The 1,223-nt window shown below is 38.8% G+C and carries 3 protein-coding genes; all 3 read right to left on the minus strand.

The annotated features are described in order from the left end of the window. Positions 1–263 (minus strand): DsbA family protein (locus AB4517_RS21915; protein ID WP_372149969.1); only part of this gene is annotated, 263 nt, incomplete at its 3' end. A gap of 119 nt (positions 264–382) precedes the next feature. Continuing rightward, the gene (locus AB4517_RS21920) at positions 383–694 is read right to left on the minus strand and encodes an EthD family reductase (protein WP_055024798.1); all 312 of its coding nucleotides are present in this window, start codon (positions 692–694) and stop codon (positions 383–385) included. Between the two features lie 53 nt (positions 695–747). Next, on the minus strand, positions 748–1,223 hold a 476-nt coding region (locus tag AB4517_RS21925), incomplete at its 5' end, for an SDR family NAD(P)-dependent oxidoreductase (RefSeq protein ID WP_372149972.1).

Raw genomic sequence — 1,223 nt, forward strand, 5'->3', positions numbered from 1 at the left:
CCAACGTCTTCTCCAAGCTCTGTCATCTCTTTTCTGAAACGAATGCTATCTTCTAATGTAGTACCGTACTTCCTTTTAAGGTGGGCACGTAGGTCTTCACCTTCAAGCGGCATATCTGGATTTAACTGAAAAGGTTGCCACTCAATCTCAATGCGATCTTCTATACCAAGCTCTTTTATCGCGGTATTTAAACGCTTATAACCGATAATACACCAAGGACAAATCACATCTGACACTATATCCAATTTGATTTTCTTATTCATATTTAACTCTTTTTATCAAGCGTTTAGTTTCAATTTTATTTCATTAAATAACACTAAGCAGAATCCAAATTGTTTATTATTCGGTATCCTGCTCATTTTCACCGTAGAGAGTTGCGGTTCTATATTTTTTGCTCACAAAGCTGAATTGTTGGAACGGTATTAGTGAAGTTCGGTACATCAGCTTTTATCTTCTCTGCATTTGGGCCAAATGCCGTTTGAAATGACTCTATAGATTCAAATGAAATTGTACTAATCGCCACATATGCCGCTGCTTCACCAGGAACAACACTTGTTAGCCCTGCATCTACTGTCGCCCCTTTTAGTGCGTCTCCCAGAAGCTCTCCTATCATAGGAACATGTTTGTTGCAGTAGTAATCAAAATCAAAAATCACATCATCGTTATTTGGGTATATTACGTATACTTTAATCATTGCTTTTTCCCTTTTTCCCTTTTTCTTTCACTAAAGTTTTAAACTGTTGGGGGTTACATTTTGTTCTTGGGCATTGCTTTTCCAATCATTGATTCACCCATTATTGCCTGCTTTTGGTGGGAGATGATCCCAGAAAGAATAGCGGTCATTCGATTACGTTTACCTGGAACCACAACTGCTTTTCTACCCAAACCATTGATAGCTATTTCTGCTACTTCCGCTGGATCTTTTGCAACCATTGGTAGTTTTGACCAGTCAACACCATTATCAGCAGTCATCGGTGTAGTTGTTAACCCAGGAGAAAGAACCGTTACATCAATACCTTTGGGTTTAAGTTCGCCATGAAGAGATGCACCTAGCTGAAGAACATAGGCTTTGGTACCTGCATAATTTGAAAAATATGGGGAAACCATATGACCAGAAAGACTTGATACCATTAAAATGCCGCCTCTTTTTCTTTCGATCATCGCTGGTGTAAAGTGGTGAGTCAGTTGCAATACAGAGGTAACGTTAAGCTGTATCATCTTCA

This window comes from Vibrio sp. 10N.222.52.C3 (assembly GCF_041474195.1).
Classification (GTDB): domain Bacteria; phylum Pseudomonadota; class Gammaproteobacteria; order Enterobacterales; family Vibrionaceae; genus Vibrio; species Vibrio crassostreae_C.